This is a genomic window from Halonotius sp. GCM10025705 (assembly GCF_042662885.1).
GTDB classification, from domain to species: domain Archaea; phylum Halobacteriota; class Halobacteria; order Halobacteriales; family Haloferacaceae; genus Halonotius; species Halonotius aquaticus.
In genome coordinates, this window is record NZ_JBHSZD010000001.1 from 2,271,716 (window position 1) to 2,284,723 (window position 13,008).

General features: G+C 62.7%; 11 protein-coding genes and 2 pseudogenes. 7 read left to right on the forward strand and 6 right to left on the reverse strand.

The features are described from left to right. Positions 1-107 precede the first annotated feature (107 nt). From gap to ACFQJB_RS12685, 3 genes are all read left to right on the forward strand, one after another. Positions 108-1,163, forward strand: coding sequence for a type I glyceraldehyde-3-phosphate dehydrogenase (gene gap, locus ACFQJB_RS12675; RefSeq protein WP_379727829.1), 1,056 nt, complete (start codon positions 108-110; stop codon positions 1,161-1,163). A 72-nt stretch (positions 1,164-1,235) separates the two neighbouring features. After that, a complete protein-coding gene (locus ACFQJB_RS12680; RefSeq protein WP_379727831.1) occupies positions 1,236-2,456 on the forward strand; it encodes a phosphoglycerate kinase in 1,221 nt (406 codons plus the stop codon). A 54-nt stretch (positions 2,457-2,510) separates the two neighbouring features. Next, positions 2,511-3,014, forward strand: a complete 504-nt coding sequence (locus ACFQJB_RS12685; RefSeq protein WP_379727833.1) for a metallophosphoesterase — start codon at positions 2,511-2,513, stop codon at positions 3,012-3,014. Positions 3,015-3,088: 74 nt separating this feature from the next. Here the strand turns inward: ACFQJB_RS12685 and ACFQJB_RS12690 are convergent. Together ACFQJB_RS12690 and ACFQJB_RS12695 are read right to left on the reverse strand one after the other, a co-directional pair. Next, positions 3,089-3,463: pseudogene (locus ACFQJB_RS12690) on the reverse strand (type II toxin-antitoxin system VapC family toxin); the annotation flags it as partial. Between the two features lie 18 nt (positions 3,464-3,481). After that, on the reverse strand, positions 3,482-3,682 hold the full coding sequence (locus ACFQJB_RS12695; RefSeq protein ID WP_379727835.1) for a hypothetical protein: 201 nt from the start codon (positions 3,680-3,682) through the stop codon (positions 3,482-3,484). Positions 3,683-3,821: 139 nt separating this feature from the next. Between ACFQJB_RS12695 and radB the strand changes: the two genes are divergently transcribed. Continuing rightward, the gene (gene radB, locus ACFQJB_RS12700) at positions 3,822-4,514 is read left to right on the forward strand and encodes a DNA repair and recombination protein RadB (RefSeq protein WP_379727837.1); all 693 of its coding nucleotides are present in this window, start codon (positions 3,822-3,824) and stop codon (positions 4,512-4,514) included. Positions 4,515-4,523: 9 nt separating this feature from the next. Here the strand turns inward: radB and ACFQJB_RS12705 are convergent, their stop codons facing one another. The 4 genes from ACFQJB_RS12705 to ACFQJB_RS12720 form a co-directional block, all read right to left on the reverse strand. Continuing rightward, on the reverse strand, positions 4,524-5,657 hold the full coding sequence (locus ACFQJB_RS12705; RefSeq protein WP_120101629.1) for a CBS domain-containing protein: 1,134 nt from the start codon (positions 5,655-5,657) through the stop codon (positions 4,524-4,526). Positions 5,658-5,793: 136 nt separating this feature from the next. Continuing rightward, positions 5,794-7,296, reverse strand: a complete 1,503-nt coding sequence (locus tag ACFQJB_RS12710; RefSeq protein WP_379727840.1) for a TrkH family potassium uptake protein — start codon at positions 7,294-7,296, stop codon at positions 5,794-5,796. Continuing rightward, complete coding sequence (trkA, locus tag ACFQJB_RS12715) at positions 7,296-8,633, reverse strand: Trk system potassium transporter TrkA (protein WP_379727842.1); 1,338 nt, start codon at positions 8,631-8,633, stop codon at positions 7,296-7,298. The genes ACFQJB_RS12710 and trkA overlap by 1 nt, the downstream gene beginning before the upstream one ends. Positions 8,634-8,729: 96 nt before the next feature. Further along, the gene (locus ACFQJB_RS12720) at positions 8,730-9,272 is read right to left on the reverse strand and encodes an SRPBCC family protein (RefSeq protein WP_379727844.1); all 543 of its coding nucleotides are present in this window, start codon (positions 9,270-9,272) and stop codon (positions 8,730-8,732) included. Positions 9,273-9,364: 92 nt separating this feature from the next. Between ACFQJB_RS12720 and ACFQJB_RS12725 the strand changes: the two genes are divergently transcribed. The 3 genes and pseudogenes from ACFQJB_RS12725 to ACFQJB_RS12735 all read left to right on the forward strand — a co-directional run bounded on the left by ACFQJB_RS12725 (position 9,365) and on the right by ACFQJB_RS12735 (position 12,963). Then, the gene (locus tag ACFQJB_RS12725; RefSeq protein WP_379727846.1) at positions 9,365-9,649 is read left to right on the forward strand and encodes a DUF7545 family protein; all 285 of its coding nucleotides are present in this window, start codon (positions 9,365-9,367) and stop codon (positions 9,647-9,649) included. A gap of 154 nt (positions 9,650-9,803) precedes the next feature. Next, a pseudogene (locus tag ACFQJB_RS12730) lies at positions 9,804-11,896 on the forward strand (acetate--CoA ligase family protein). Continuing rightward, a complete protein-coding gene (locus ACFQJB_RS12735) occupies positions 11,893-12,963 on the forward strand; it encodes a phosphotransacetylase family protein (protein WP_120101644.1) in 1,071 nt (356 codons plus the stop codon). The pseudogene ACFQJB_RS12730 and the gene ACFQJB_RS12735 overlap by 4 nt, the downstream one beginning before the upstream one ends. Positions 12,964-13,008 lie beyond the last annotated feature (45 nt).

A 13,008-nucleotide genomic window follows, 5' to 3' on the forward strand; every position in this document is an offset into this window, starting at 1 on the left:
TGTCACCGGCTGGCTAGTGCTGGCTCAGGAGCCATCTATTGTGATTTGTTCACACGCGCCGCGACGATCCGGGCTATTTTAAGTAGCTGTAGAATCGCTATTCGCGTATGAGTAAATCATATCTAGACGCTGGTGCGGAAGTCGCCGACGAGGATGTTGTTCGCGTCGGCCTGAACGGCTTCGGTCGGATCGGTCGCAACACGTTCCGTGCGATTCTCGACAATCCACGCGTTGAACTCGTCGGCATCAACGACGTGATGGACTTCGAGCAGATGCGGTATCTCGGCAAGTACGACACCATCATGGGCACCCTCGATGGCCTCGAACTCGACGGCGACGAGCTCACCATCGGTGGTACCTCGGTGTCGCTGCACAACGTTCAGAGCCCCTCTGACCTGCCGTGGGGCGAAAACGATGTTGACGTTGCCTTCGAGTGTACGGGCATCTTCCGAACGAAAGACGACGCCGCCCAACATCTCGACGCCGGTGCCGACAAGGTCGTCATCTCCGCGCCGCCGAAAGGCGAGAAACCGGTTCCACAGCTCGTCTACGGTGTCAACCACGCCGACGACTACGACGGCGAGGACATCGTCTCCAACGCCTCCTGTACGACCAACTCTGTCACGCCGGTCGCGAAGGTGCTCGACGAGGAGTTCGGCATCGAGACCGGCACGCTGACGACCGTCCACGCCTACACCGGCAGCCAGACGCTCATCGACGCGCCGAAAGGCAAGACCCGCCGTGGCCGCGCTGCCGCCGAAAACATCGTCCCGACCTCGACGGGTGCCGCCCAGGCCGCAACCCAGGTGCTCCCACAGCTTGAGGGCAAACTTGACGGGATGGCGATCCGCGTCCCCGTCCCGACGGGCTCGATCACCGAACTCGTCGTCGATCTCGCCGCCGAGCCGACCGCCGAGGAGATCAACGACGCCTTCCGCGATGCCGCCGACAGCGGCCCACTCGCCGGCGTCCTCGGCTACACCGACGACGAGGTCGTCTCCAGCGATATCGTCGGCCTGCCGTTCTCCTCGTACGCCGACCTCAACTCCACGAACGTCATCGGCGACAACGGCCTCGTGAAGATCCTGACGTGGTACGACAACGAGTACGGCTTCTCGAACCGCATGCTCGATATGGCCGAGTTCCTCGTCGACGAATCCTAAGCCGCCGGCTGCGCCAGCCCTGCTGGCGACCCACGTATCTTTTCACCGACCCACCCGATTTCCGACACACCAATGGCATCCTTCAACACCATCGACGATCTCGACGACGCACAGCGCGTCCTCGTCCGCCTCGATCTGAACTCACCGGTTGAGGACGGCGACGTACAGGACAACCGCCGCTTTCAGCGCCACGCGACAACGGTCAAGGAGCTTGCCGAGGCGGGCCACCGCGTCGTGCTGATGGCCCATCAGGGCCGGCCCGGCAACGACACCTTCGTCTCCCTCGATCAGCACGCCGAGATTCTCGGCGGGCATATCGACCGCGATATTCAGTTTGTCGACGACATCTACGGCGACGACGCCCTCGACGCGATCGATTCCCTTGAGGCCGGCGAGGTGCTCCTCCTCGAAAACACCCGGATGAGCGATGACGAACTGCCCGAGGAAGCCCCCGAGGTCAAGGCCGAAACCGAGTTCGTCCAGACGCTCGCGCCGCACTTTGACGCCTACATCAACGACGCCTACTCGGCAGCCCACCGGAAACACGCCTCGCTGGTCGGCTTCCCGCTCGTGTTGCCGGCCTTTGCGGGTCGCGTGATGGAAACCGAGTATGAGGCCAACACCGCCATCGCCAACCGCGAGTTCGACGGGCAGGTCACGATGGTCGTCGGCGGCACGAAAGCGACCGACGTGATCGGCGTGATGGAGACACTCGGTGACAAGATCGACACGTTCTGTATGGGCGGCATCGCCAGCCACCTCTTCCTCCGTGCGGCGGGCTACGATGTCGGTTACGACCGCCACGAGGACCTCGACCTCTACGACACTCAGTGGGAGAACAACGAGGCAATCATCCGCGAACTCTACGAGGAGCGACGCGACCAGATCAAACTCCCCGAAGGCCTCGCCTATGAGGACGACGACGGCGAGCGAGCCGAGCACGAAAACGAAGAACTCGACGCCGCCAACTACGACTACATGGATATCTCCGAGGCAACGGTCGACAAATACGACCCGATCATTCGGGACTCCGACGCGGTCTTCCTCAAGGGCGCGCTTGGTGTCTTCGAGGAGGAGAAGTTCTCCGCCGGTACAGTCGGCGCGGTGAAAGCGATCGCCGAAACCGACTGCTTCTCGGTGGTCGGCGGCGGCGACACCTCTCGCTCGATCGAGATGTACGGGATGGACGAAGGCGATTTCGACCACGTCTCGATCGCCGGCGGCGCGTACATCCGCGCGCTCACGGGCGACGACCTGCCGGGTGTGGAACTGCTGATCGACGCGGCGAACTAATCGCACTACCCTCTCCGCGGTACTTTCTTACTCGTCGCTCCCGATCTGTCAGCCATGCAAATCGGCATTGTTTCCGACACCCACGACAATCTCGCACACGTCCAGCAAGCGGTTTCGCTGTTCGAACTGGAAGGCGTCGACCACGTCATTCACTGCGGCGACATCATCGCGCCGTTTTCGGCAACGCCGTTCGACACCGACGCCTTCGAGTTTTCAGCTGTCCGCGGCAACAACGACGGCGAGTGGGCTCTGGGCAACGTTGTCGACGAGTTCGGAACGTATCTCGGCCAGTGTGGCGAACTCACATTTGACGGTGTTGAGATCGCGGTCTACCATGGCACCAACACGGTGCTTCGGGAGGCGTTGGCCGAGGCGGGCACCTACGACTACGTCTTCCATGGCCACACCCACGAACGAACGATCACATCCCACGGCGACACGGTTCGCGTCAATCCCGGCGGCTTGCCGATCGAAGGGGCTGACGACGCGTTCCACGTTGCCCTCCTCGACACCGAGGGGTCGGGGACGGACGCGATTACCCACCACCAACTTGACTGAGGCCGCTCTTGGTCACTCATCTGGGTTAACCGTGGCAAGCCCGTTAGCTTCCGCTGTTGCAACAGCTCTGTGTCAGCGGAGACAAATGTGACCGGCTTATCGTCGGTATCAATTGTGAGTGCAGCCGACAGCTGGAGGCTATCGAGTGTGCGGAGGTCATGCTCTAATACCAGTGGAAACACGAACCGGAACGCTGATTCGTCCATTGGAAGGATAACAAACTCGGCTAGTGCCTCTTCGAAGAACGCACTCAGCAGCCGATTCATTTGCAGTTCAGAGATCCCATCTCGGTTGTATTTTCGCCGAAACGCAGAGACGGTCTCAACGACTGCGAGCGAACTGATCACAACCGTCGATTCACCTTCGATTAGTGTATCGACGGTCTCTGTCCCCGGCTCCTCGTAATACCGCTTCACTAACGCGGAGGTGTCAAAAAACAGCCGATTCATTCGACTCGCTGCCTCGTGTTACACCCGTTCGTCTCGGTCGTTGATTACGATACTAGATACGCTGTCATCGTCAGTTCCGATTTTCCGTTCGGCTTTCAGATCGATCTCTCCGCCGTTGGCTTCGATGAACTTCCGCATCTGATCCCGAAGCGAACTCGATTCTGACGAGGTTAGGAGATGCTCGATATCTCCCTCGGCCTCGTCGACAGGACGACTCATATCGATTCATTTGGGTGCTGTCGGTAAATCAATTTACCTGCTATCAGCGTGCTGATGACGGGCTGATCAGCACAGCATCCGCTCGCAGAGACCACCACAGACCGCGGGGCTTTTGCGCCGACCACGCCAATCGACGCCTGTGACGGAGCCAGTCTCAACCGGCTGTGACGCCCTTGATACGCTGCTCGGCGGCGGGTTCGAACGCGGCACCGTCGCCCAACTGTATGGGCCGCCGGCGGCCGGCAAAACAAACATCGCGCTGTCGGCTGCCGTCGGGGTTGCCGTCGCCGGCGACAGCGCGCTGTATATCGACACCGAGGGGCTGTCGGTCGATCGGTTCCAGCAGTTGATCGAACATAGCACCGACGAGGCCCTCGACACTGTCGCCTCGCGGCTCATCATCTCCGATGCCGTCGATTTCGACGAACAACAGGAAGCGGTTCGGGATGCCGCCGACTTTGCTGAGCGCGTCGAGTTGATCGTCCTCGACAGCGCAACCGGCTTCTACCGGCTCAACCGCGCCGGCGACGCGGAGGGCGGCGACTCCCTGCGGGCGGTCGCTCGCCAGATCACGGAGCTGCTGTCGATCGCGCGCAAACACGATATCGCGGTCGTGATCACAAACCAGGTGTACACCGACCCCGACGCCGACCGGGTACGCGCGTTGGGTGGCCACACGCTGGAACACTGGACGGGCGTCGTTGTTCGGTTAGATCGGTTCCGCGGTGGGAAACGCCGCGCGACCGTAGAAAAACACCGGGCGAAAGCCGCCGGCGAGACGGCGACCTTCGAGATTACTGACGCCGGCATTACCGGCGTCGACGAGTTTTGACCGCCGCGCCTACAGTTCGAGATTTTGGATGAGTTGCCCGCGCTGTTTGGCGTCGGCGTTGACACCCTTCCGCTCTAAGACATTGCGTTCGAGCTTATCGAGCGCAACGTGGAAGGCGTGGTTCGCGCCGTAGCCTTCCCCGGAGCCGGCGAGTTGGCCGTGGCTCGTCCGGAGGCGGATCTGTGCTTGGATCAACGGCGTCCCACGCAGCTTTTCTTTGTGTTCGTGGAACCGGACGTGAGCGTGGATCACGTTCATCGCCTGGTATTTGTCGACGACCTGGGTGATCGACTCGACGATCTCCGCCCGATCGATGCTGTCGAGCAGTTTGACGTTCGTGATCTGAACGTCCATCGACTCCTCTTCGGTGAATGTCAGCGCACGCAGCACATCCGTTTTCGTGATGATGCCGCTGACGCCGCCGTCGTCGTCGGTGACGACCAACCCGGAGATGTCGTTGTCGAACATGACCTCGACGGCCCCATCGACGGAATCCTCCAGTTCGGCGGTCAACACCGGTGAGGTCATCAGATTCTCAACCGGGAGATCAAGCATGCGGTCGTGGTCGCCGCTGCGGTCGCCTTTCTCCTGGCGGTTTTCGTCGCGGACGACGAAGTTGACGATGTCGTGGGTCGTGATGACGCCAGTTAGCGTGTCGGCGTCGTCGACGATCGGGAGCCGGGAGATGCCGTGCTCCCGCAAGCGGTTGATCGCCTGGCCGACCGTGGCTGCCGTCGTCTCCGTGATCACCTCGTCGGTGTAGATCTGGGAGACGGTCAGTGCATCGAGGTTTTCGAGGACGGCTTCAAGGATCGCGTCGGTCGTGATGATGCCATCGAGGGTCTCGCCGCGGAACACCGGCGCGACGTTGACATCGCCTTCGACCAACAGCCGCGCGGTCTCGCGGATATCCTCGTGGTAGTCGACGCGCGGTGCGGAGGTCATCAGCACCGAGGCTTTCGTGTCGTCTTGAATCCGGGATTTTACCAGCTCGGATTCGCCGATCACCCCGGCGTAGTCGCCGTCTTCGGTGACGATAACGCCTTTCGGGTTTGCCTGATCGAACGCCGCACGAACCTTCGCCAGTCGTTCGTCGGCGTCGACCTCGACGAACTCCTCGGCGACTATGTCAGTAATATCCATGGTCTATCCTGAACCTACACCGGCGGGGGTATTTAACGTTGTTACAGTCCGGCCGACGTATCGTGGGCTGTTGGTTGCACCGTCGCCCCCTCGTCGCCGGTTTCTTGATCGTGCGGTGGTCGGCTCGACCGCCCGGTCAGGACTGCCAGAACGACCGGGTGAACAACACCGCCACCGGGATGATCTCGATCCGGCCGACGTACATCAGGAGCGTCATCGCCGCCTTCGTGACGGTCGAAAACGGGCTGTAACTGTTGAACGGACCGGCAATCCCGAAGGCTGGGCCAATGTTGAAAAACGTCGCCGCCGCCGCGCTCATCGCCTCGAACTCCGAGAGTTCCAGTCCGACCCGCGCGCTGTCGATGACGACGACAAGCGTTGCCAGCGCGAAGATGACGAGACTCAACAGCGTGTAGGCGTAGATATCACGGATCGTCGCCTCGTCGACAGCGGTGCCGCTGAGTCGAACCGGCGTGATCGCCTCCGGGTGGATCGTCGTAAACAGATCCCGGCGAAACGCCTTGAGGACGATCAGCCACCGCAGCAGCTTGATCGAACAGGTCGTACTGCCGGCCATCCCGCCGAGAAACATACAGGCAAACAGCAGGTGTTTGGCCGCCGGCGACCACGTGTTGAAGTCGACGGTCGCAAAGCCGGTTGTCGTCAAAAGCGAGATGATCTGAAACGTCGCCAGCCGTACCGTCTCTTCGATGCCACCGGTTGCGACATCGGCATCAACGAGCAACAGCAGCGTCATCAACACGGACGCGCCGACAACGAGGGCGAGATAAAACCGAAACTCCTCGTTGCGGAGCGGCCGGCCCCAATCGCCGTTGACAAAGAAGTACAGGAGGATGAAGTTCGTCGCGCCGATGAACATAAACGGGACAAGCAGCCACTGCGCGGCGGGAGCAAACGCGCCAACGCTGTCGGGCTGTGGCGAAAACCCTGCGGTCGCCACCGCCGTCATCGCATGGGACACCGCATTGAAGAGATCCATCCCCGGGGCGATCCCGGCGACCCCGAGGGCAAACAGCCCGCCGGTCGCAAGCAGCGTGATCCCTGCATACAGCCGCCAGATCAGCCGGGCGGTGCCGGCGATCTTTGGCGTCAGCTTCTGGACATCCTGGGTCTGTGATTCGGTCTCCATCAGTTGGGCCCCACCGACAGACAGCTGTGAGAGGATTGAGATCGCCAACACCAAGATGCCGAGGCCACCGAGCCATTGGATCACCTGCCGCCACAGCAGGATCGACCGCGAGTGTGCGCCGAAATCGTCGATGATCGTCGCACCGGTGGTCGTGATCCCGCTCATGCTCTCGAAGATGGCGTTGCTTGGCGCCGCCAACAGCCCGTTGCCAGCCAACACAAACGGGATCGCGCCGACCAGCCCCACACAGAGCCACGACAGCGAGACCATCAGGTAGGCCTCCCGGGTGTACATGTTTTTCTCGGTCTCTAGCTGTTCGAGGCCAACGCCGGCCGCCAGCGTCACCGCGATCGGTGCGAGAAACGGGACAAGCGGGTCGCCATCGATGACCGCGACCACAAGCGGGATCGCAAGCGGGGCAGCAAGCCATTTCAACACGCCACCAAGCAAGCGAAGACTCACCCGCCAGTTGACGCGAAGTCGGTGCATTAGAGCGCGGCTGTTGTCTCCTCGATGGCCGCGGCGCCGACAAAGAGCACGACGTGATCGCCCGGCTGGATCTCGGTGTCACCGCGCGGTGTCACAAACTCGGTTTTGCGTGTGATCGCCCCGATAACGACGCCCGCCGGCAGATCGGCGATCGACTCCTGGATCGGCCGGCCGGCCAGCACGCTGTCGGCGTCGACCTCGATCTCGATGACCTCCGCTTTGTCGCTTTCGATGAGCGCGACGTTTTCGGTCTTATCTGACTGTGTAAGGCGGGTGATCTCCTCGGCGACAACGACCCGTGGGTTGATCGCCACATCGACCCCGACGGCCTCGAAGAGATCAACGTAGGCCGGCGTATCGATGACAGCGATCGTTCGGTCGGCCCCAAGGCGGCGGGCCAACAGCGACACCAGCAGGTTCTTTTCGTCGCTTTCGAGGGCGGCGACAACGACATCGGCCTCGTCGATGTGCTCGCGTTCGAGAAACTCCATGTCGGTGGCATCGGACTCCATGATCTGTGCCGCCGGCAACTCCTCGGCAAGTTCGCGGGCCCGATCGGGATCCTGCTCGATCAGCCGCGGGCCGAAGCCCCGCTCGCTCAGCAGCCGGGCGACGTGGTAGCCGATCTCGCTGCCGCCGAAGATGGCGACTTCCTCGTCGGCACCGGCCCCGTGGTCGGGATCAAGCCCGTCGGCGAAGTTGTGGACGCTTTCGGGGCTGCCGATGACGACAACGCGATCGCCGGCGGTGATGACAGTACTCCCGTCGGGGACAATGACCTCGTCGTCTCTGATGACCGCGGCGAACGTCAGGGAGTCATACCGATCGGCTTCCTGGACTGTTTGGTCGACGATCGGGCACTGCTCGCTGATCTCGAATTCGGCCATCTGGACGCGTCCGCCCGCAAAGGGGTCGACATCGACCGCTGCCGGCAGGCCGACGACCCGGCCGATCGATCGAGCGGTCAGCAGATTCGTACAGACCATGTAGTCGACGCCGAACACGCGGTCGGCGCGCTCCCACGTCTCGAGATACTTTGTGTGTTTGATCCGGGCGATCGTGAGCGCCTCCGACAGCGCGGCGGCTGTCGAACAGACGACGATATTCGTTTCGTCGTCGTCGGTGCTGGCGATCACCATCTCGGCGCTCTCGATGCCGGCCTCCTCAAGGACGTCGATATCCGTGCCGTCGCCCGTGACGGTCAGGACGTCGTAGCCGTAGGTGAGTTCCTCGGTTCGGTCGCTTCGCTGGTCGACGACTGTCACGTCATGGCTGGGGGCGAGATCAGCCGCGATGCTTTCGCCGACCTGGCCCGCGCCAACGATGAGGACGTTCATCGGCCTGTCCCTCTCATGGGGGTGGGTATCGACGGCGACGGTTTAGGTATTCCCTTGTTGGGTGAGTTCCGCGTCGATTCGTCGGCTGGGCAGCGCTCAGAGATACCGTGAGTCAGTCTCGATCGTCAGGTCGACCGGTCGGTTGCGGGCTTCGAGGTCGGCGACCGCCCGCTGGACGACGCGTTCGGCCTCCCCGCGGATCAACGGGATCGCCCGTTCGAGCACCCAGCCGAAGGAGACGAGGGCGGGCAGGTTCAACACGCCGGCGTCGGCGGAGTCAGGATCGAAGGCGACCTGGAAGGTTACCTGACAGGCTGCCGTCGCATCGTCGGGGGCATCCGCGGGCAGCGTCTCAAGCGGGTTGATCGCCCACTGGCCGTTGGCGTCGATATCCTTGGTGATCCGCCAGTCGATCTCTTCGGGCGGGTCGACAGCGACAACCTCCGAGTGGGCGGTGTAGCTGAGCTTCCACCAGGCAAACCGCAGGGCATACTGGGTGCCGACGCCGCCGTTGCCGGTTCGCACCCGCACGTCGGTCAGATACTTGGAGTAGTTTGCATACCCCGGAAAATCGAGCAAGAACTCATAGACCTCCTCGGCGTCGGCGTACACCGTTGTTCGAACGACGATCGTATCCACGCCCCTCTGTTCGGCCGGGAGGCTAATAAGCCCGCAGGTCAGTCACCGCGTCGAACCCACACGGCCTTATGGCTGCGGCTGTACCTCTCGGTATGGTTGATACGGAGGCCTACACCATCGAAGGGCCGGACGGTTCCAGTGAAACGCTCGATGTCCCGGCCGGACTGGTCGAGACACTCGCCGAACCCGGCGAGGAGCCGACGACGGTGATCAGCGATATCGTCGTGCAGGCCCTCGCCCAGCACGCCCACTCGCTTGTCCACCACGCTGAGGGTGAGCCGTCGCCGGAACTTGTTGAACTCAACGAGGCCGTCGAGGAGCTCTTCGAGGATCGCTTCGGCATGAGCCTCGAAGACGCGATGGGCCACAGTCACTGATCGGCACCGCTCACACCTCGATTTGGTTTTGCGTAATGGCTCGTCGCTAGTGTGATTCACCGAATCGCTAGCCATCGCTGCGGTGTGTGGCTGTGTGCCATGTCAGGGGAGGCACACCGGCGTTTAAGAAGATCCGGCGGCTACGTTCGGAGTGATGGGCACCCTAACGGAACTATTCGCGCCGGATCGCATCGCTGTTGTCGGTGCGACCGCACGTGAGGGGTCGATCGGCCGCGCCGTCACCGACAATCTGTTGTCGGCGTTTGACGGCGAGGTCATCCCGGTCAACCCCAACTACGAGGAGGTGATGGGCCTCTCCTGTGTCGACGAGATCGGAGAGGCGGCGGCCGATATGGCCGTGATCGTTGTCCCGCCGAAGATCGTGCTGCCGGCGATCGAACAGGCCGGCGAGGCCGGCGTGGAAAATGTCGTCGTCATCACCGCCGGCTTCGGCGAGACCGGCGGCGACGGCGCGAGCCGAGAACGCGAACTGAAGGAGATCGCCGCCGAGTACGACCTCAATCTGGTCGGCCCAAACAGCCTCGGCATCATGTCGACAGCCAACGGCATGAACGCCTCCTTCGGCCCCGACAGCCCCGAAGCCGGCAACATGTCCTTTATGAGCCAGTCGGGGGCGTTCATTACGGCCGTCCTCGATTGGGCCAACGACGAGGATGTCGGCTTCAAGGATGTTGCCTCCCTTGGCAACAAGGCTGTCCTTGATGAGACCGACTTCGTCGACCACTGGGGCGACGATCCCGATACCGACGTGATCATCGGCTATCTGGAGGGGATCAGCCAGGGCCGAGAGTTCATTGATACTGCTCGCGAGGTGACCCAGGACACCCCGATCGTCCTCGTAAAATCCGGCCGCACCGACGCCGGCGCGCAGGCGGCCTCCTCACACACCGGCACGATCGCCGGCTCCGAGCAGGCCTACGAGGCCGGCCTCGATCAGGCCGGCGTCCTCCGCGCGGAGTCGGTACAGGATCTGTTCGATGCCGCCCAGATGTTGGCCAATCAGCCAGTCCCGGAGAACAACGATATCGCCGTCATCACCAACGCCGGCGGCCCCGGCGTGATGTCGACCGACGCGGTCGGCGACTCGGGCTTGGAGATGGCGTCGTTCGAACAGGAAACCCTCGATAAGTTCTCCGAGCAACTTCCGCCGGAGGGCAACATCTACAACCCCGTCGACATCGTCGGCGACGCCGATGTCGAGCGGTTCCGCGACGCCCTCGATATCGCACTGGCCGACGAAAACGTCGGCTCGGCGATGGTGTTGTCGTGTCCGACTGCCGTCCTCGACTACGAGCAGTTGGCCGCCGAAACCGTCGAGTTGCGCGAAAAACACGGGAAACCCGTCGCGGCCTGCTTTATGGGCGGCGAGAGCGTCGACGACTCGGCGGCGATCCTCAGCGACGCCGGCATCCCGAACTACTTCGATCCCTCCCGAGCGATCGGCGCGCTCGACTCGCTGTGGGAGTACCGCGGCATCCAACAGCGAACCTACGAGGAGCCCGCTGACTTCGACGTGGACAAAGACGCTGCCCGAGAGATTCTTGAACGCGTTGAGGATCGGTCGGACAACCGGCTTGGCGTCGAGGCGATGGGCCTGTTGGAGGCCTACGGCATCCCGATGCCAGACGGCGAGATCGTCGATGCGCCCGAAGATGCCCGCGCGGTCGCCGAGAGCATCGACGGCGATGTCGTGATGAAGATCGTCAGCCCCGATATCCTGCATAAATCCGACATCGGCGGCGTTGCGGTCGGTGTCGCCGACGACGAGGTTGCCGACACCTACGAGACGCTGATCACACGCGCGCGCAACTACCAACCTGACGCCAACCTGCTTGGCGTCCAGGTCCAGAGATGGCTGATCTTGATTCGGGCACCGAAACCATCGTCGGGATGAACCGCGATCCGCAGTTCGGCCCGTTGATGATGTTTGGCTTGGGTGGCATCTTCGTCGAGGTACTGGAGGATACGACGTTCCGTGTCGCTCCGGTTTCGGAGACCGAAGCCCGCGAAATGACAGAAGAAATCAAGACGGCACCGCTCCTACGTGGCGCACGAGGGCGCGATCCCGCCGATCTCGATGGCATCGTCGAGACGATCCAGCGGCTCTCCCAACTGGTCGCCGACTTCCCGGCGATCATGGAGTTCGACATCAACCCGCTGGTCGCAACGCCCGACGGCGTCGCCGCCGTCGATATCAGACTCACCGTCGACCCCGAGAACCTATGAACACACTACTCATCACCGCAACCGAAGAAAGCACCGGCAAGACCGCCATCGCGCTGGCGTTGGCGACGATCGCCCGCGACCGTGGCCACTCGGTCGGCTACATGAAGCCGAAAGGCACCCGCCTGCAGAGCAACGTCGGCAAAACGCTTGACGAGGATCCCATGTTGGCCCGGGAGCTGCTCGATCTCGACGCCGAGATGCACGAACTCGAACCCGTCGTCTACTCGCCGACGTTCATCGATGGGGCGATCCGCGGCCAGGAGGATCCCGACGAGCTTCGCCAACAGGTCAAAACGCAGTTTGACGCCTTGGCGGCCGACCGCGATACCATGATCGTCGAAGGCGGCGGCTCGCTGTCGACCGGCGGCATCGTCGGGCTGACCGATCCCGAGGTCGCCGAGCTGCTGGATGCGAAGGCGATCTTGGTCGCCGACTACACCCAGCCCGGCGATATCGATGGGTTGCTCGGCGCGATCGACCGACTCGGGGATCGACTGGCGGGTGTCGTCTTCAACCGCATCTCCGACAGTGCCTTCGAGGAACTCGACAGCGACGTGATCCCGTTCCTTGAGAGTCGCGGCGTCGAGGTCTTCGGTGCAGTGCCGCAAGAACAGCGGCTGGCCGGCGTGACCATCGAGGATCTCGCGGCAGAACTCGGCGCAGACGTGCTCACAGACACGCCGACCGATGCTTACGTCGAACGCTTCCTTGTGGGTGCAATGGGCGGCGACGAGGCCCTCCGATACTTCCGCCGGGCCCGTAACGCCGCGGCGATCACCGGCGGCGACCGCTCGGATATCCACACCGCCGCCTTGGAAGCCTCCGGCGTGAAGTGTCTCATCTTGACCGGTGGCCACCGGCCGTCGTCGGCGGTGTTGGGCCGGGCCGAGGAGGCCAACACGCCGATCCTACAGATCAACACCGACACTCTCACCGCCGTCGAGCGCGCCGAATCGGTCGTTCGCAGCGGTCGTACCCGCGATGCGGAGACTGTCGACACAATGGCCGACCTGCTGACCGAGCGGGTCGATCTTGACGCGCTGTTGGGTGCGTCTGACGCGGACTGACCGCGGTCGTCGCCATCTGTTTGGCCCGCTGTTGGCTGTCGCGAA